This is a genomic window from Endozoicomonas sp. ALD068 (assembly GCF_049310145.1).
Classification (GTDB): domain Bacteria; phylum Pseudomonadota; class Gammaproteobacteria; order Pseudomonadales; family Endozoicomonadaceae; genus Endozoicomonas_A.
The window spans coordinates 910,077-926,573 of the sequence record NZ_JBLYNU010000004.1 but is presented as its reverse complement, the minus strand read 5'-3'; the positions used below and the strand labels follow the sequence as shown (position 1 = coordinate 926,573).

General features: G+C 48.9%; 19 protein-coding genes. 9 read left to right on the top strand and 10 right to left on the bottom strand.

What is annotated here, in order from left to right; genetic code table 11:
• Positions 1-140: 140 nt before the first annotated feature.
• Positions 141-734 carry a cold-shock protein gene (locus tag ACO6V5_RS02645; RefSeq protein WP_422134470.1) on the top strand — a complete coding sequence of 198 codons (594 nt, stop codon included), beginning with the start codon at positions 141-143 and terminating at the stop codon, positions 732-734.
• Between the two features lie 58 nt (positions 735-792).
• On the opposite strand, the gene ACO6V5_RS02640 is transcribed toward ACO6V5_RS02645, so the two are convergent.
• Both ACO6V5_RS02640 and ACO6V5_RS02635 read right to left on the bottom strand, forming a co-directional pair.
• Entirely contained in the window at positions 793-1,011 is a 219-nt protein-coding gene (locus ACO6V5_RS02640; protein WP_422134471.1) for a SlyX family protein, read from the bottom strand.
• Positions 1,008-1,424, bottom strand: a complete 417-nt coding sequence (locus ACO6V5_RS02635; RefSeq protein WP_422134472.1) for an HIT domain-containing protein — start codon at positions 1,422-1,424, stop codon at positions 1,008-1,010. Before ACO6V5_RS02635 ends, ACO6V5_RS02640 begins: the two co-directional genes overlap by 4 nt.
• 157 nt (positions 1,425-1,581) lie before the next feature.
• Here ACO6V5_RS02635 and ACO6V5_RS02630 point away from each other — a divergent pair, with 157 nt between their 5' ends.
• Together ACO6V5_RS02630 and ACO6V5_RS02625 are read left to right on the top strand one after the other, a co-directional pair.
• Positions 1,582-3,297 carry a proline--tRNA ligase gene (locus ACO6V5_RS02630; protein WP_422411393.1) on the top strand — a complete coding sequence of 572 codons (1,716 nt, stop codon included), beginning with the start codon at positions 1,582-1,584 and terminating at the stop codon, positions 3,295-3,297.
• A 103-nt stretch (positions 3,298-3,400) separates the two neighbouring features.
• Entirely contained in the window at positions 3,401-3,901 is a 501-nt protein-coding gene (locus tag ACO6V5_RS02625; protein ID WP_422134474.1) for a lytic transglycosylase domain-containing protein, read from the top strand.
• A gap of 32 nt (positions 3,902-3,933) precedes the next feature.
• On the opposite strand, the gene ACO6V5_RS02620 is transcribed toward ACO6V5_RS02625, so the two are convergent.
• From ACO6V5_RS02620 to ACO6V5_RS02610, 3 genes are all read right to left on the bottom strand, one after another.
• A complete protein-coding gene (locus tag ACO6V5_RS02620) occupies positions 3,934-4,206 on the bottom strand; it encodes an acylphosphatase (protein WP_422134475.1) in 273 nt (90 codons plus the stop codon).
• Entirely contained in the window at positions 4,199-4,672 is a 474-nt protein-coding gene (locus ACO6V5_RS02615; RefSeq protein WP_422134476.1) for a TlpA family protein disulfide reductase, read from the bottom strand. The genes ACO6V5_RS02620 and ACO6V5_RS02615 overlap by 8 nt, the downstream gene beginning before the upstream one ends.
• 243 nt (positions 4,673-4,915) lie before the next feature.
• Positions 4,916-6,172 carry a YihY family inner membrane protein gene (locus ACO6V5_RS02610; RefSeq protein ID WP_422134477.1) on the bottom strand — a complete coding sequence of 419 codons (1,257 nt, stop codon included), beginning with the start codon at positions 6,170-6,172 and terminating at the stop codon, positions 4,916-4,918.
• A gap of 396 nt (positions 6,173-6,568) precedes the next feature.
• On the opposite strand from ACO6V5_RS02610, the gene arsC reads away from it, so the two are divergent.
• Together arsC and ACO6V5_RS02600 are read left to right on the top strand one after the other, a co-directional pair.
• Positions 6,569-6,913: an arsenate reductase (glutaredoxin) gene (gene arsC / locus ACO6V5_RS02605; RefSeq protein WP_422134478.1), complete on the top strand. Its 345-nt coding sequence runs from the start codon at positions 6,569-6,571 to the stop codon at positions 6,911-6,913.
• Between the two features lie 2 nt (positions 6,914-6,915).
• On the top strand, positions 6,916-7,284 hold the full coding sequence (locus ACO6V5_RS02600; RefSeq protein WP_422134479.1) for a DUF2069 domain-containing protein: 369 nt from the start codon (positions 6,916-6,918) through the stop codon (positions 7,282-7,284).
• Positions 7,285-7,366: 82 nt separating this feature from the next.
• Here the strand turns inward: ACO6V5_RS02600 and ACO6V5_RS02595 are convergent, their stop codons facing one another.
• From ACO6V5_RS02595 to ACO6V5_RS02575, 5 genes are all read right to left on the bottom strand, one after another.
• Positions 7,367-9,424 carry a hypothetical protein gene (locus tag ACO6V5_RS02595; RefSeq protein ID WP_422134480.1) on the bottom strand — a complete coding sequence of 686 codons (2,058 nt, stop codon included), beginning with the start codon at positions 9,422-9,424 and terminating at the stop codon, positions 7,367-7,369.
• Positions 9,425-9,438: 14 nt separating this feature from the next.
• On the bottom strand, positions 9,439-10,155 hold the full coding sequence (gene hda / locus ACO6V5_RS02590) for a DnaA regulatory inactivator Hda (protein WP_422411389.1): 717 nt from the start codon (positions 10,153-10,155) through the stop codon (positions 9,439-9,441).
• Positions 10,155-10,295: a hypothetical protein gene (locus ACO6V5_RS02585; protein WP_422134482.1), complete on the bottom strand. Its 141-nt coding sequence runs from the start codon at positions 10,293-10,295 to the stop codon at positions 10,155-10,157. The genes hda and ACO6V5_RS02585 overlap by 1 nt, the downstream gene beginning before the upstream one ends.
• 66 nt (positions 10,296-10,361) lie before the next feature.
• Positions 10,362-11,429, bottom strand: a complete 1,068-nt coding sequence (locus ACO6V5_RS02580) for an AI-2E family transporter (RefSeq protein WP_422134483.1) — start codon at positions 11,427-11,429, stop codon at positions 10,362-10,364.
• Positions 11,430-11,506: 77 nt separating this feature from the next.
• Positions 11,507-12,481, bottom strand: coding sequence for a DUF2066 domain-containing protein (locus ACO6V5_RS02575; protein ID WP_422492054.1), 975 nt, complete (start codon positions 12,479-12,481; stop codon positions 11,507-11,509).
• A gap of 426 nt (positions 12,482-12,907) precedes the next feature.
• Between ACO6V5_RS02575 and purM the strand changes: the two genes are divergently transcribed.
• From purM to gloA, 4 genes are all read left to right on the top strand, one after another.
• On the top strand, positions 12,908-13,963 hold the full coding sequence (gene purM / locus ACO6V5_RS02570; protein WP_422134485.1) for a phosphoribosylformylglycinamidine cyclo-ligase: 1,056 nt from the start codon (positions 12,908-12,910) through the stop codon (positions 13,961-13,963).
• 406 nt (positions 13,964-14,369) lie between these two features.
• Positions 14,370-15,035, top strand: coding sequence for a phosphoribosylglycinamide formyltransferase (gene purN / locus ACO6V5_RS02565; protein ID WP_422134486.1), 666 nt, complete (start codon positions 14,370-14,372; stop codon positions 15,033-15,035).
• 123 nt (positions 15,036-15,158) lie between these two features.
• The gene (locus ACO6V5_RS02560; RefSeq protein ID WP_422409317.1) at positions 15,159-15,911 is read left to right on the top strand and encodes a DUF3108 domain-containing protein; all 753 of its coding nucleotides are present in this window, start codon (positions 15,159-15,161) and stop codon (positions 15,909-15,911) included.
• A gap of 162 nt (positions 15,912-16,073) precedes the next feature.
• Positions 16,074-16,481: a lactoylglutathione lyase gene (gene gloA, locus ACO6V5_RS02555; RefSeq protein WP_422134488.1), complete on the top strand. Its 408-nt coding sequence runs from the start codon at positions 16,074-16,076 to the stop codon at positions 16,479-16,481.
• Positions 16,482-16,497 lie beyond the last annotated feature (16 nt).

Genomic DNA, 16,497 nt, shown 5'->3' with positions numbered 1-16,497 from the left:
GGAGGCAGTCACTTCATAGAGAGCTTGCAGCAAAGAGCTTTATTGATGTTTTACCGGTTTAAGGCGCTTTTTAATGCAGTAATGCCTGAAATCGGCATATTTTTACAGTCACACACATAACAACCAAAAGGACTCAGCACTTGAAACATCTTAAATTTATCCACATGATCTTAGGCATCCTTTCACTGGCAGCATTAATTGTGGAGGGGTCTGTCCTCAATGTGCTGCTGGGTGGCGCACTGGCTATCGCCTCAGCTACCATGCTGCTGCTCACTGCCGCACTGATTCACCTCTGCCTTGGCTGCTATCTGACAGTCTATCGTGGCAAGAAATCCTTTTTGCAGGCAATGGCTTCAGTTATGCTGATTGCAGCGACTGCACTCAGTGGCTGGGCAATATTTTCTCACCAGACACCTGAGATTCCATCCTCACTACTCCTCGTTGCCGGGGTTCTGCTGCACGTCGTAATCAACCTGAGATCCTTCAACCCCACAAGCCCAATGGAAATCGTAGATTCCGATAGAGAAACAGGCACCGTCAAGTGGTTCAACGTTTCAAAGGGCTTCGGCTTTATTACCCGGGATAGTGGTGAAGATGTCTTCGTCCACTACCGCACGATACGTGGAGAGGGTCACCGGACACTGTCTGAAGGGCAAAGGGTAGAATTTATCGTGGTGGAAAAAGATAAGGGACTGCAGGCAGAAGACGTGATTGCTGCACCCAAAGGCCGCTAACATCAATACTTTTAATGAATGGGGCTCTTTCCGGCCCCGTTCAGGCTTCTGACCCTTATTAATAATGAGGAGGAGCAGTCTCCTTCTGTTCTTCCAACCGAGAGCTGGCCATAGCCATTAATTGCTTCTTCAGCTGAATCATTTCCTGCTTCAAACGATCAATCTCCTGCTGCTGACGGGTGACCACCTCATTAAGCTGGGCAACGGTATCTTCCTGAAAACTGAGCTGGGTCTGCAGCTCAATCAATTCCTCTTTCATTTCACTCCCCCCACTCATTCAAAGCAGCTGAATAATGATTCCAGCTTCTTTTTGATCTCAGCGACCTGCGCCTGCCCGTATGGCTTGGCTGGCAACCTGCCCCAAACAGGGTTTGGCCAGGCAACATCACTTTCATAACGGACAATATGATGAACATGCAACTGTTTCACAACATTACCCAGAGACGCTACATTCATTTTATCCGCCTCAAAGACATCATTCAGAATGGCTGCCGTCAATGACGACTCACAGGCCAGCTGTAGCTGCTGCTCTTCATCAAGATGAAAAGCTTCATAAACCCCTGCCACCCTGGGTACCAGAATAAACCAGGGATACTGACTGTCATTCATCAGCAAAACCCGGCAGAGGGGCAGATCCCCCATGACAAAGCAGTCCTTATCCAGCCTCTTATCCAGCTGAAATTCGCTCATAATTACTCCGATTAAGCCGAGTTGCCAGTAATAATTTGCAGCACTATAGCTAACCTGCCGGTGAAATTCGACTGTGATTCACTCAGTAGCCATGACGTCTCTGCACAACCGTAGTAATATGCCACTTTTGCGTTTTGATAATCGGATAACTGAGCACATGCGTACTAGTCAATCCTTGATCTCCACCCTCAAGGAAACACCTTCTGATGCCGTCGTCGTCAGCCATCAGCTGATGCTGCGAGCAGGCATGATCCGTAAACTGGCATCCGGTCTCTACAGCTGGATGCCGATGGGTCTGCGCGTTCTCCAGAAGGTAGAGAACATTGTTCGTGAAGAGATGAACCGCTCTGGCGCACAGGAAGTCCTGCTGCCTGCCGTGCAACCGGCTGAACTCTGGCAGGAAACCGGACGTTGGGATCAATTTGGCCCCGAACTGCTTAGATTTAAAGACCGTCATCAGCGCGATTTCGTCATTGGTCCTACTCATGAAGAAGTCATCACCGATATGGTTCGAGACACTATCAGCAGCTACAAACAGCTGCCCATGAATTTGTACCAGATCCAAACCAAATTCCGTGATGAAATCCGCCCACGTTTTGGCCTGATGCGTGGTCGAGAGTTCATTATGAAGGATGCCTATTCATTCCATTCCAATGACCAATGCCTCGGTCGTGAATACGAAAACATGCACGATACCTACAACCGTATCTTTACTCGTCTGGGCCTCAATTTCAGGGCTGTAGAAGCGGATACGGGCTCCATCGGTGGCAGCGCCTCACACGAAATTCATGTCCTGGCCGAATCTGGAGAAGACGCCATCGTCTTCAGCAACCAGAGTGAATACGCAGCCAACATTGAAAAAGCAGAAGCTCTGGCACCTGCTCACGAGAGAGCAGCTCCGTCTGAAGAAATACGCCTGGTCGATACCCCCGAAGCAAAAACCATTGCAGACCTGGTTGCGCAATTTGATCTACCCATTGAGAAGACGGTCAAGACTCTGATTGTTGCAGCAGACGAAGAATCAGAAGCGGACTTTGTTGCCCTGATGGTTCGTGGCGATCATGAACTGAATGAAATAAAAGCGGAAAAACTGCCTGAAGTTGCAGCACCTCTGCGCTTTGCAACAGAAGAAGAGATCAAGCCCGTCATGGGAGCCGGACCCGGCTCTCTGGGCCCTGTTGGCATCAGTATCCCATGTATTGTTGACCGCACAGTTGCGGTCATGTCTGACTTTGGGGCTGGCGCCAACACAGATGGCAAACATCAATTAGGTATCAACTGGGAGAGAGACGCATCTTTCGACCGCATCGCCGATTTGAGAAATATTGTAGAAGGCGATCCCAGCCCATGCGGTAAGGGCACCCTGGAAATCAAGCGCGGCATCGAAGTGGGCCATATTTTCCAACTGGGCACCAAATACTCTGAGTCAATGAACGCGACCGTTCTGGATGAAAACGGAAAAGCCGTGACTATGGCAATGGGTTGCTACGGGCTGGGCGTTTCCCGGGTCGTCGCAGCCGCCATTGAGCAAAATCATGACGATCGGGGAATCATCTGGCCCGCAAGCATTGCGCCTTTCCAGATCGCCATTATTGGTCTGAAGATTGAGAAGTCTGAAGCCGTTCGGGAAGCCGCCGAGAACCTCTATAAGGAACTGACTGAAGCGGGCTACGACGTCCTTCTGGATGATCGTAAAGCCAGTCCGGGCGTCAAGTTTGCCGACATGGAACTGATCGGTATTCCACACCGGGTGGTCCTGAGTGATAGAGGGCTGGCAAACGGTCAGGTAGAATACAAATATCGCAGGGCAGCAGATCGCGAAGACGTGGCACTCAGTGAAATTTCCGACTTTCTTAAGGAACGTCTGGCCTGAACCGTTTATCAAACGGCCGTCGTTTTATAATAAAAACAGCCTGATTACAGGTTTCACCCTCGCACTTTTGTTGACTCCGACAACCGGCTGGAGTCAGCAAAAAGTGGATGAAGGGCTTCGGATCTATCTTGAAGAGGCTCTCAGCAGCACTGAGAGCTTTTCAGATCGTTTCGAGGCAGAAGTCTGGCTGGTCGATATGTCCAGTCGGCTAACGCCGTTCATGAAACATCAGAGTCCGCGACAGCGCCTGGAGCTGCTCAAAAAAATTCACAAAAAGGCCACTGCCGCTAAACTCTCCCCCGAACTGGTGCTGGCATTAATTCAGACAGAATCCTCTTTTGACCGATTTGCTGTTTCTTCTGCCGGAGCCCAGGGCCTTATGCAGGTTATGCCATTCTGGAAAGACGTCATTGGCCGCCCACAAGATAACCTGACCGACGTAGAGACCAACCTGAAATATGGTAGCCATATTCTCAGTTATTATCTGGAAAAGGAAAAAGGCAACCTGACCCGGGCATTAGCCCGTTACAATGGCAGCCTTGGCAAAACCTGGTACCCGGAGCGAGTGTATAAAAACTGGGATCGTCACTGGCGCAATGACTGAGATGTACTTCATAAAACTATGTCGGCACCTGATCAGCCCGTAGTAAATTCGGAAAACTCCTGTTCAGGTTCGAGGGAAACACTAACGCCAGTAACTCGAGCCATGGGAGGACCGCTTTGCAGCCAGGCTTCCAGCTTGTCCAGCTCTCTCTCTTCACCACACATTAAAACTTCAACCCTCCCGTCTGGCAAATTCTTTGCCCATCCGGTAATCCCCAGCTTTCTGGCCTCTTGCTGGGTTGAGCCGCGATACCAGACGCCCTGCACCCTCCCCTCAACCATTGCACGTCTGCACTGATTAGCCATTTTCATCAACCATATTCATCAATACCCGGATGCTCTCTTCAAGGCTTTCCTTTGTCTGAGGCCCATACAATATTTCTATCAGTTTTCCCTGTGGATTAACAATCATGGTCGCAGGCAATACCTGAGGACTTCTGGTCTCCAGCAACACCAATGGACTCTCGGTAATAACAGGAAACCGAATACCCATATTTCTGGCTTTTTTTATCAGTTCTTTTCCCTGACTGTCATCAAAATCATACCCCAGAACCTGAACCTTTCCGTCACTGGCCAGGGCATTCAGCTCCGGAATCTCTTCACGACAGGGCCCACACCAGTGGGCCCAGATGTTTATAGCAGTCCACCGACCCTTATCATCTTTGAGAAAAACGCCTTTTCCCTGAGTATCTGTCAAATCCGGTTTAGAGCAGGCAGACAGAAACAGAGTGGTCAGTACCAACGGAAAGAAGCGGAAAAAAAATTGTCGCATTAGCCTCAGACCCTGTGATGAGTTTGTTCTGATTCTAGCTGGAATATCTCATAAAGTCGCACGGAAGCCTGTTGGAGCGAGACTGCAACACAAAAATAATGGCAATAACAGACATCAAGGATTCAAAACAACGGGCAATGACTGGTAACACCTGTTACGAAAGCCTGATGATCAGCTTGCGGCTGTGCATGAAACCTAAACGATCACATTCATTAAATGAAATTTTGACTGAGGTCAGTATTTTCAGGATTCAGTAAAGAGGTCATCCAAAGGGCAATCGAGTACAACCCGCTGCTGTTCATTCAACTGTTTCAGTCGATCAACCAGTTGACCATACCATACAGGCTTATCCTGAGTCACAACAGACTCCAGCTGCTGATCCGATGGATATGACCAGGGGAGCTGCTGACAAAGGTTATTGAGTTCCAGATGTCTGAGATCCCTGGCCAGTATCATTTCACCCAGATCATTTTTACTGACCACTCCCTCCTCCAACAGGCAGCTGGTGTATAGCTCCCAATCCTCAAGAGAGAGATTCCATCCCGACTGGTGCAGCTGTTCGAGCTTGAAACTCAATCCTTTTTGAAACTGCTCATTAAATCCGTTCAGGATCACCAGAACACCCATTAAAGGTGGAAGCGCCTCGTTCCGGGTCTGGTTGGATAAAGCGAAACTCCTGACCAGTACGGCACCAAAAAGAACCAGTATCCAACTTAAATAAATCCAAAGCAGGAACACGGGAACGGCCGCAAAAGCACCATAGATCAATTGATACGACGGTGACAGAGTAATAAACAGAGCAAAACCACTCTTTGCCATTTCAAGCAAAAAAGCTACGATCAGCGCTCCTGTAAAAGCGTGACGAAAAGGTACATATCGATTGGGTACAGCCATATAGAGTAAAGTAAAAACAATGCTGCTCAACAGAATGGGAGTTAAACGTAAGAGCCACTGATCAACCCCAAGATAGGCAGTGGTATCAGCTATCAGCTTAAGGGACGCCAGATAAGATGTCAGCACAAAACCAACACCGAGCAGGAAGGGCCCCATGCTCAGAATCGCCCAGTAGAGCAGGAAGCCGGCAATTCCCCGGCGAACCCTGTCTACCTGCCAGATCTGATTAATGGCACCATCAATGGTCCTGAGCATCATGAATGCCGTGACCACCAGGAAGGCAACGCCCAAGCCAGTCAACTTTCGAGCCTGCTGGGAAAAGCTGGAAAGATAAGATTGGATCTGCTCGCCCGCTGTCGGAACAAAGTGACTGAATATAAAACTCTGAACCATCTCGCCAACCCCCTGGAAAGAAGGAATAGCCGATAACATGCTATAAGTAACCGTCATCATCGGCACCACAGCAAACAGTGTCGTATAAGTCAGAGCAGCGGCGTTATTGAGGCAACGGTGCTTAAAGAAAGTATCAGAGACAGACAGGAAATAGGCACGGAGCCACTGAACATATTGAGCCTGTGAAGAAGTGGAAAAAAGCGAGTCTGGCATAACGAATCCCTGATATTGAAAAGAGCCTGACCCGAGGATTTTTAGCCAGGCTCCAGCTCAGAGAAGCGTATCAGTTCTTATGCCCCGGAGGAAAGCCATTCAGTATCCCCTCAACCGCGGCATTAATTTTTTCACTCCGCTCTTCGGGTGTGGCACTCTTGGAAAGGGTTTATTGTTAGATCTGCGTCCACCAGCCAGCTCTGACAGTAATCGGTGGAGAATTATAGGGTTGATTTGGTTAGAAGTGTGTGAATTTACAGAATATTTGCGGGCTACATGACTTCAATTGCACCGAACCCCATTCAACGATAATCTTCCCATCACAGAAATAATACTTCAGGCACCAGCCTGTCGAAACAACTGCCTGTTATGAAAATAGTTCGAGAGCAAAGCCATATGAGCGTTACGATTTACCATAACCCCCGCTGCTCAAAGTCCAGACAGACTTTGGCCCTGATCGAAGCAAAAGGTATCAGCCCTGAGGTAGTGCTTTACCTGGATACCCCGCCCAGCGAAGCCGCTTTGACTGACATTCTGAAACAACTCGGTAAGAGCCCCGAAGAACTGATGCGCAAGGGCGAACAGGAGTACAAGGACCACATCAAAGGCCAGGAACTTTCAGAGCAGCAGCAAATTGCAAAAATGATTGCCTACCCCAAAATGATTGAAAGACCCATCGTCGTAAGCAACGGTCGGGCGCGTGTCGGTCGCCCGCCAGAATCCGTTCTGGAGATCCTTTAATCGTGGACCTGAATCAAAAAGCCAGGCTATGCTATCGGCTGAGCCTGCTACTCTACTTCTGCCTGCTAGCTTCGCAGATCGCAAAAGTGCTCTGGCTGCACCCACCTCAAAATTCGCTATGGATGATTGCGTCTTTCACGATTGTTCCACTGTTGCTACCTCTTTACGGGTTGATCAGGCGACAGCCAAGGGCATCGGCCTGGTTATGCTTCATTCTCTGTTTTTACTTTATCAGCGGTGTGCTTGACGCCTGGTTTATCAAAAACTCCATACATGGATGGCTGATTACCGCATTCAGCAGTGCGCTGTTTGTATCTGCCATGATGTTTACCCGCTGGCAGGGGCAGTTAAACAATCAGCCCGCTGACTGAACCTTTCCCAGAAAGACCGACCTTTTTCTTCTCAAAAAAAAGCTCCTGCGTTGGCAAGAGCTTTATTTTTCGTCAACCGATTCTAATAGGACAGCTGAACTTCGATGGCTGAACCGGCCTCTTCCACCGTTGAGGGTGGACTGCTGATGATACGTTTCTCGCTGACACCTTCATTCCGCAGAAAATCATAAACCAGATTAAGACGGTCAGTGGCCAGCTTATTCATTTTTTCCTGATTCGCTGGCCAGTTTATCAACAGCCATTGCTCTGCCTCTTTGATACGCTTGCTCTGACTGGCATCACCCACTTCGGGTAATTTTCGATTGTGGGCCCTGAGATACATTTGCTCAATCAAATGCCCTCTGACGTCAGCCGGAATCTCTGTCACCTCTCCCGGCTTTGTTTGATGGATGGCCGAATAGAGTTCAACCAGATCGGACTCAAGCTCTGCCCTGGAGAGACTGGGCCAATCTTTATTCTTGCTGGCTATTGCTTTCAGAGACAGACTGAGTTCAGGCCTTATTCTGAGCACTCGACCCCAGCCCTTCAATTGTGTTTTGTCGTTTTCTGTCAACACAGCCTTACCCGACGGCATCTGTATATCACCGGATAAAATTGGCTTGATACCGGCCTGGCTGGAAAGGTACTGCAGGGGCTGTTCCAGCACACGCTCCCATGCCTCCCTCGTAGCTTCCGCTGCCGCAACCTGCGGCGACAGCTCGTCGCGATTCGTAACGTCTATGGAAATAATGGACTGAGGGTTAGCCATCAAAGCTTTCACGTGATTGATATCCAGCTCAGGCTTGACAGGCTTGCCTGTAAGCTTTGAAAAAGTCAACTTGCCCTTGCTGCCTCCTCCTGCAGAGGAAGTAAGATTAAGGTTAACACGACTTCCGGCCAGATCATATCCGGCAACAGACCGATCTGAAACAGGCAGCAAAGACAAATCCACATCCCTGGCAGCAATGTTAAGTCTCGAGGTTACTGCATTCTTCAGATCGACACTGCCTTTCATAGAGAGTGGAACACGCTCAAGCCATTGCCCATTGAGCTGAAAGGTGAATTGTTCCGGATTCATCACTGCCAGCTCCACCCGACTGTTACTGAATAGTTTACGATTCTGCTTTTGGGATGACTGGACAGCGCCATTGAATTCGATATTTTTTACGGTGAATGGTACAGAACCATCAGCGGATAATGAACGATTAAGCGTTTTTGCGACTTGCTCCAAAGGACTGCCATTGATCGTCAACAAGCCACCCCTGAATGAAAGGTCTTCGACAAAAGCTTTCCGGGATCTGAATTGGAAACCCTCTGCAAATAATTCTTTCCAGCCCAGATCAAGACCGGAGTTCAAATCACGATATTCACCCTCCAGCACTTTCGCCGTGCCAGTCAGTTCCACCCCGTGATCCTCGGACCATTCAACAGATAAGTCTGTCGAAAGGCGGCCTTCCAGCGAACAATTTGAACATTCAAGAAAGTTCTGGCTGACAACATCAGCCAGTGGAAGCTCATCAATGGATAACTGACCAGACAGTGCCAGTTTCTTTAAATCAATAATACCACCCAGTGACCACTTGATGTGACTTGAATCCCTGACAACTTCAACATCTATTTGATCAGGACGATAGGTTTTCAGCTCCATTTTACTGAAATCAATACTGACCACTTTACTGGAACCGGTCTGTTCGGAGTTCACGACCCTCATCGATCCGTCTTCGAAAACAAACTGCTCCGTTTCCCTGAGAAATTGATAAAGGTTGGGCATGGGTGGTTTCTGACCGATGATCGCCAGATCAATAAAAATTCCGGGCTTTTTAAAGTCGATTCGATCCAGGTCAATGGCTTGTTTCCACAGGGAAGTCCAGGCAACATTGACAACCATAGATTCTGACTTAAGAGTAATTCCGGGCGAGATTCTGAGCTCCGGATTGGTGAGCAGGAATTTACCGGATAAGAAAGAGTACTCTTTCTTAACGGGAAGGACTTCAACCCCGGTTTGATTTTCTATTTGCTGGAGCAGCTGGTCTGTATACCGACCAGGAACCATTAGCATCACTGAAATCAGAAACAGCAGAATGGCCAGAATAACAACGACAAAGAGCACAAACCGGATAGCCGGCTTCTGGGTTTGCATACTTCTTCTCTTGATTACCAATTCATGACTTGTTTGACGAAGGGTATGGTCAACTTCCTTTTGGCCCTCAATGAAGCACTGTCCAGCTTCTGCAGCATCTTGAATAAATGCCCCATATCCCTGTTACTGCGGTATATGATATACCGGGCCACATCTTCATTCATATCCAGCCCGCGCAGGTGAGCCCGAAGCTGCAATGCCGACACTTTGTCCCTGTCGCTGAGAGGCTGAACCTGAAACACCAGGCCCCAGCTTAGTCTCGAGACCAGGTCAGGCAACAGGATAGAAAGTCTTTTGGGTGGGCAATCAGCCGCCACCAGCAGGCGAGTCCGGGAATCCCTGAGGCGATTGAACAGATCAAAAAGACCTTCTTCCCACTCTGGTATGCCTGCTACAGCATTCACATCATCAACACACACCAGTTGCAGTCTTTCCATGCCCTCCAGCAGCTTTGAAGGATAGTGAACAAGCTCTTTCATAGGCAGATAGATACTACGACCTTTTCTGCGATCAACCTGATGACAGGCAGCCTGAAGAAGATGACTGCAACCAACGCCGGGAGCTCCGTAGAGATAGATAAACTGTTCTGAGTCTATCCCACTGACCCGCTGATCCATATCCAGAATGTTGACCAGCGCAGCATTATCTCCGCTGAAAAAATTTTCAAAGGTGGCATCGTCCCTGATCTGAACACTGAGCGGTAATTGCACAGGCTGGCTCATATACGACATTAAATAGCCTTGAGCGGGAAATGCCGCTCAACCTTAACAATGGATAGACATTCCGAACCCTCTGTTGCAGCATTTGTATTGAAAAATGCCAGCTTCAGCGGGTTGATTGAATCTGCAAGAGACAGCTGCAACAAAATCATTTCACTTATCCCTCGTCTGAATGGCATGGCAAAATGAATTTCTGTTCGCTGCGGGCATAGATCACCTTACTCCCTCGGCTCACCAGCATTATACAGGTGGCTCGCCTTATAATTTCGATGCAGATGACGCAAGAGTACCATAATAATGGCTGCTAATGGCAGTGCTATTAGCATCCCGACGAAGCCCAGAATCTGCCCACCTGCCATCAGCGCAAAGATTACAGCCACCGGATGCAAACCAATCCGGTCACCCACCAGATAAGGTGTCAACACCCACCCCTCAAGAGCCTGTCCCAGGGCAAACACACCGGTCACCAAAAGTAACGGCAGGTAGCTGTCAAATTGAAAAATAGCCACTATGATGGCTGTGGTGAAACCAACCACAAACCCCATATAAGGAATGATACTGACCAGCCCCGCCAGTAGTCCGATCAACAACGCAAACTGCAGGCCTACCGCCCAGAGTCCTATACCGTAGATCAACCCCAGGGCCAGCATGACCATAAGTTGACCCTTGAGGAAAGCACCCAAGACTTCATCGCATTCACTGGCCAGTTCAACCACAATAGGTTCAAGGTTGACAGGTAGCATTAAACGGATATGTTCCATCATATGATCCCAGTCGCGCAAGAGGTAAAAAGTCACAACCGGAACCAGGAACAGATTCACAAGAAAACCTATTACTGCCAGACTCGAGCTGGTGACTGAACGACCCAGCTGAGCCAGAAGCCCACCAGCTTTTTGCCACTCACCCGCCATCGCCTTGACCAGATGACTGATATCAAACCACTCAGGGTCCAGACCAGTGTATTCAACCAGTTTTGGGATGGCATTGATTCTGAGCCACTCTTCCCAGACCGGAAGCAACTGCATAAGGGTTTTAACTTGCTGGAATAATGCCGGTACCAGAATGAGCAGCATCAGTACCAGAAAAGTAAAAATCACCAGAAAAACCAGTGCCACCGAAAGTGACCGGGAGAGCTTCAGTCTTTCCAAACGATCAACCAGCGGATCGCCTAAATAGGCAAGCACAGCACTGATCGCAAAGGGTGTCATGACCGCCCCGACAAAATTAATCAGCACTACGCCAACCAATACGATGCCTGCTAGCATCCACTGTTGCTGTCTGGTCATTTTCTTCCTTCTATTGCAACTCGCCTTGCAGGGTGCATGCAAAAAACGCACTCCGGAATTTAATATCTGACTTCCTGTCAGCCTCCCAGCCAACGGTATTGCAACGTCTGGTTGACCTCATCAGTACCAGTCGCTCTCATCTTTCGTCCCAGGGCAATAGCATCCGATAATTGACTAAGCGTACCATCAATTAACAGCTCCAATTGGATTTTATTACCGCCGACCTTGACTGCCATCACATCCCTCACCGCCGTCAAACCTTTCAGGTATTTAATTAATCCTGCATAGTCCTGTGTGCTGTCAATACCCTCCACTTCCAGCATCGGATTGACACTGCTGCCACCAGAGATGACTGCATAGTGCCGGGAGAGGGAATTACCAATAAGATCAGCAATAGCCAGAGCCAGTCCTTCTGCAGAGAGGTCCTGGACTGTGGCATCAAACTGCTGATTTTTGAAGAGAAGAACCAGGCGGCCATTATAGCGTCCGCGCATTTCACTCAGACGCCCCCCTAATACAGCCTCAGAGCCATATCTTCTTGACGCCTGAGCCAACTTGTCCGAAAACAGTCCCCAGACATCAACATCAGAAATCGCAGCACTGTCTTCAAAGTCCATAAGAGGGAGAGTCACAGGCAATGAGCGGGCAGCCATAACATGCTCCAGATTATTCACCAGAGGTGAGTCTGCCAATTCTCTCAGAATCTGCCTGCCTCCCTGCTTTTCAATGGCTAACCAGACAATGGTATCTGGTCGGTTGGAACCCCAGATCCCCAAATCATTTTCTCGCAGCAGTCGATTAACTGCCGCTTCATTAAAACGCACCTGAAGAAAAAGTTGCTGTCCTGACTCGGTATCACGGCGTTCATAACCAAAACTCCGAACCAGCGCAGAGGCATTCTTAAGTGACTGTAACACCCCCTCATTACTGAGGGTACTGCGCTGCCCGGTTACTTTAACCAGGACCTCAGACAGAGCCCGCTTAATGGCTGTTTCCCTTTCCTCATTACCCTGGCTGGTGACAGGTACACCGACACGATAAAGTCCGCTCATCTCTGCAGCAGGCAGCTGAAAAGACAACAGGGCCAAAAGAAGGGTGAATATCAGCCTGGAAAGAGGGAACAATCGTTCCAGCTTGCATGTTTTATACATAATGTCCGGAATCAAAAACAGGCACTCTTCGTGAACAAACCGTCATAAACATCAATACAGCCAAAGGCCGGTTTACAGATGTCAGCGACTTCCGACAAGACTGCATATCTTTGTAAAGAGTACTAATTACCCAGACGAAACGCCCGGAGCCGATTATCCCTTCATTTTGCCATAACTTTCTGGTTTTGTAGAAAATCTTTCTAAAACAACAGGAGGCCAACCATAAAACCTGAGCAATAGCAGGCGGCTTTATGATTTTTTCGGGTTACGTTAGAATGCGCGCTCTGATCAATCCACTTTAGATTCCACGGTGCGGATACATCTCCGATGAGCAAAAGCGACCGCGATACAAATTCCCCTGTTTCTTCCCTGAGCTATAAAGACGCAGGTGTCGACATCCAGGCAGGCAACGCCCTGGTAGATCGCATCAAGCATGTAGCCAAAGCCACCTCACGTCCCGAAGTCATGGGCGGCCTGGGAGGCTTCGGTGCCCTGTGCCAGATACCATCAGGTTATAAAGAGCCGGTTCTGGTTGCCGGCACTGATGGTGTAGGCACCAAGCTGAAACTGGCTATGGATCTGGGCAGGCACGATACCATTGGTATTGATCTGGTGGCCATGTGCGTCAACGACCTGCTGGTTTCTGGTGCCGAGCCCCTGTTTTTCCTGGATTACTACGCAACCGGAAAACTCAATATTGACGTTGCTGAGCAGGTCGTTACCGGTATTGGTGCAGGCTGTGAACAAGCTGGCTGCGCACTTATTGGTGGTGAGACCGCAGAAATGCCCGGTATGTATCAGGGCGAAGACTATGACCTGGCGGGCTTCTGCACTGGTGTCGTTGAAAAGTCCAATATCATTGATGGCAGCAAAGTTGCCGCCGGCGATGCTCTGATTGGCCTGAAATCCAGCGGCCCGCACTCTAACGGATACTCCCTGATCCGCAAGGTTCTGGAAGTCAGCCAGTCAGACCTGAGCAGTGAAGTTGATGGCAAGCCACTGACTGAAGCCCTGATGGCTCCAACCCGAATCTACGTCAAACCCTTACTACAGCTCCAGAAAGAACTGCCAGTCCATGCCATGGCACATATTACCGGCGGCGGTCTGACTGAAAACCTGCCAAGGGTTATTCCTGAAGGCTGTGTCGCCGTCATTAACACCAAAAGCTGGGAAATCCCGGAAGTTTTCAAACATCTGCAGCAAGCGGGCAACATTGCCCAGTCAGAAATGTACCTGACCTTCAACTGCGGTGTTGGCATGGTGGTCTGTGTTCCTCAATTACAGGCTGAACAGGCCGTAGCCAGACTGAATGAACTGGGTGAAGAGGCCTTCATCATCGGTCATATGGAATCAGGTTCTGGTGACAAAGTCGTTTACCGTTAAGGTAAAAAAAGGCTTGATCAACATTTTCCTAGCAGCCTGTCGGACTTGAGCGTCCGTAGCGAGGATTGCGAGAAATTGAGGATAAAAATTTCTGATTCCGAGGAGAATAGCGAGCTATTTGACGAGGGAGCAGGAATTTTTAGACCAATTTATCGCGACCGCAGTAGGACAGTCTTAAGTCCGACAGGCTCCTAGGAGCCTGACCGAGAATAGCGCCCGTAGCGAGGACGGCAGAAAATTGAGGATGAAAATTCGGTTTTGTGAGGAGAATAGCGAGCTATTTGACGAACAAAAGCGGATTTTTAGACCAATTTGCTGCCGCCGCAGTAGGGCAGTCTATTCTCGGTCAGGCTCCTAGTGTTCTTCAAGCCTTTTACCAAAGCAGATAAAAATCTTGAGAGCGGAAATGACGGATAACCATCGAGTCGTCGTATTGCTATCGGGCAGTGGTACCACTTTACAGGCCATTCTTGATCAGCAGAAACAGTATTGCTATCAGGTGGTCGGGGTGCTCAGCAACCGTCCTGATGCCTATGGCCTGGAGAGAGCCCGGAAAGCGGGGCTTGACACCTTTAGCCTTGACCACAAAGGTTTCTCAAGCCGGGAATCATTTGATCTTGAGCTGGTGCAACGTATTGATGAGTTTAAACCTGACCTGGTTGTACTTGCAGGCTATATGCGCATACTCAGCCGTGCTTTTGTTAAGCGCTATCAGGGAAAACTGATCAATATACACCCTTCCCTGCTCCCCAGGCATAAAGGTTTGAATACCTATCAGTCAGCACTGGATGCCGGTGACAAAGAGCATGGAACATCGGTTCACTATGTCACGGAAGAGCTGGACAGTGGTTCTGTTGTGATGCAGGCGACGCTGGATATCACTGATGTTGATACAGCGAAGACGCTTGAACAGAGAGTCAAGGTCATGGAACACCACCTTTATCCCAAGGCTATAGACTGGATTGTTTCTGGCCGGATAACAATCCAGAACGATGCCATATTACTTGACAAAAAGCCGCTTGGCCCTCAAGGATATCGTATATCTGAAAAAAGTATCGCCACGGCAAACTGATTCCGTTTTAGACTTTTCTTGTTGATTCGAGCATTAAAAACGGTTTCATTGATGAGTGGCCATAAGCTGTGAATACCTCGCTGTTCCTGGCAGGAGGTATTCCCTTAAAAAGGAATTATCCTGATGACCCCTTTCAAGACCGTCTCAGCCATTTTGGCTTCTGGCCTTTTGATCGCCAGCACTCCCTCCATTGCACAGCCCACAGAAGCTACGTTAAAGCCATTCACAGCGGAGTATAAAGCGGAAGTTTCCGGTATCAGTGGCTCAGGTACACGCAGTCTGAAAAAAGAGGGCGACCAGTGGGTTCTGGATTTTGGGGCCAGTGCATCGGTCATCATTGCTTCCATCAGTCTGGATGAAACCAGTCGCTTCAATCTACAAAAGGGTCAGGCACTTCCCCAGGATTACCAGTACGAGCGAAAGGGAATAGGTAGCAAACCGGCTAAAACTGCCCGATTTGACTGGAAATCCATGGAAGCCTCCTGGCAGCAGGCTGAGAAACAATCAAAGATCTCATTTAAATCTGGCGCCCAGGACCCTCTCTCATACCAGCTTCAACTTCGGCTGGACTTGAAGGCTGAAAAAAAAGAGCTGGTTTACCCGATTGTTGAGGATGATGAAGTCTACGAGAGGCGGTTTGTGATTGAAGCCGATGAAATACTGAATACACCCGCCGGCCCACTCAATACGACCCGTGTAAAAGTGGTTCGCGAAGATAAAGACCGCGAGACCTGGATCTGGTTTGCCAAAGACTGGGATTATGTTCTTGTGCAACTGCATCAGAAAGAAAACGGCTCAGACTATCTGATTCAGTTCAAAGGTGGTGAACTGGATGGCAAAACGATTAAAGGAATTACTCCCAAGCCATCCAAATAGATCTTGCGGGGGATCTCAGCCAGTCCCGATACAAAGGCTTCATAAAAGACTATCTGGTTTTGTGTTACGGATATAACGAACCCGCTGTCTGTTGCTTCGGGTTTCCGATAAAATGGCGGCTTCTGTTGCAACACTCCTTTACCTCAATGTCAGGAGCTTTCCGTGAGACTTCTCCACACTATGCTTCGAGTGGGCGACCTTGATCGCTCCATTGCTTTTTATACTGATATCCTGGGTATGAAACTGCTTCGAAAGCACGATAACGAGCAATACAAATACACTCTGGCTTTTGTTGGCTATGCCGATGAATCAGAACAGGCCGTTATTGAACTGACGTATAACTGGGGTACCAGTGACTATGACCCTGGTACGGGTTTTGGTCATATAGCCATTGGCTTTGATGATATCTATGCAACCTGTGAGAGCATCCGTGCCAACGGTGGCAAGATCACCCGTGAACCGGGTCCGGTCAAGGGCGGAACGACAGAGATCGCCTTTGTAGAAGACCCCGATGGCTACAAAATCGAAATGATCCAGAACAAAAGCGCATCCCGGGGACTTCAGGGATAAGGAAAAAACACAGGGA

What these genes read in the sequence shown, in the direction of transcription:
- ACO6V5_RS02640 (WP_422134471.1), bottom strand. Translation starts at nt 1,011, where the DNA reads ATGAGTGGGGGGAGTGAAATGAAAGAGGAATTGATTGAGCTGCAGACC.
- ACO6V5_RS02635 (WP_422134472.1), bottom strand. Translation starts at nt 1,424, where the DNA reads ATGAGCGAATTTCAGCTGGATAAGAGGCTGGATAAGGACTGCTTTGTC.
- ACO6V5_RS02630 (WP_422411393.1), top strand. Translation starts at nt 1,582, where the DNA reads ATGCGTACTAGTCAATCCTTGATCTCCACCCTCAAGGAAACACCTTCT.
- ACO6V5_RS02620 (WP_422134475.1), bottom strand. Translation starts at nt 4,206, where the DNA reads ATGGCTAATCAGTGCAGACGTGCAATGGTTGAGGGGAGGGTGCAGGGC.
- ACO6V5_RS02615 (WP_422134476.1), bottom strand. Translation starts at nt 4,672, where the DNA reads ATGCGACAATTTTTTTTCCGCTTCTTTCCGTTGGTACTGACCACTCTG.
- ACO6V5_RS02610 (WP_422134477.1), bottom strand. Translation starts at nt 6,172, where the DNA reads ATGCCAGACTCGCTTTTTTCCACTTCTTCACAGGCTCAATATGTTCAG.
- arsC (WP_422134478.1), top strand. Translation starts at nt 6,569, where the DNA reads ATGAGCGTTACGATTTACCATAACCCCCGCTGCTCAAAGTCCAGACAG.
- ACO6V5_RS02595 (WP_422134480.1), bottom strand. Translation starts at nt 9,424, where the DNA reads ATGCAAACCCAGAAGCCGGCTATCCGGTTTGTGCTCTTTGTCGTTGTT.
- hda (WP_422411389.1), bottom strand. Translation starts at nt 10,155, where the DNA reads ATGTCGTATATGAGCCAGCCTGTGCAATTACCGCTCAGTGTTCAGATC.
- ACO6V5_RS02585 (WP_422134482.1), bottom strand. Translation starts at nt 10,295, where the DNA reads ATGATTTTGTTGCAGCTGTCTCTTGCAGATTCAATCAACCCGCTGAAG.
- ACO6V5_RS02580 (WP_422134483.1), bottom strand. Translation starts at nt 11,429, where the DNA reads ATGACCAGACAGCAACAGTGGATGCTAGCAGGCATCGTATTGGTTGGC.
- ACO6V5_RS02575 (WP_422492054.1), bottom strand. Translation starts at nt 12,481, where the DNA reads ATGAGCGGACTTTATCGTGTCGGTGTACCTGTCACCAGCCAGGGTAAT.
- purM (WP_422134485.1), top strand. Translation starts at nt 12,908, where the DNA reads ATGAGCAAAAGCGACCGCGATACAAATTCCCCTGTTTCTTCCCTGAGC.
- purN (WP_422134486.1), top strand. Translation starts at nt 14,370, where the DNA reads ATGACGGATAACCATCGAGTCGTCGTATTGCTATCGGGCAGTGGTACC.
- ACO6V5_RS02560 (WP_422409317.1), top strand. Translation starts at nt 15,159, where the DNA reads ATGACCCCTTTCAAGACCGTCTCAGCCATTTTGGCTTCTGGCCTTTTG.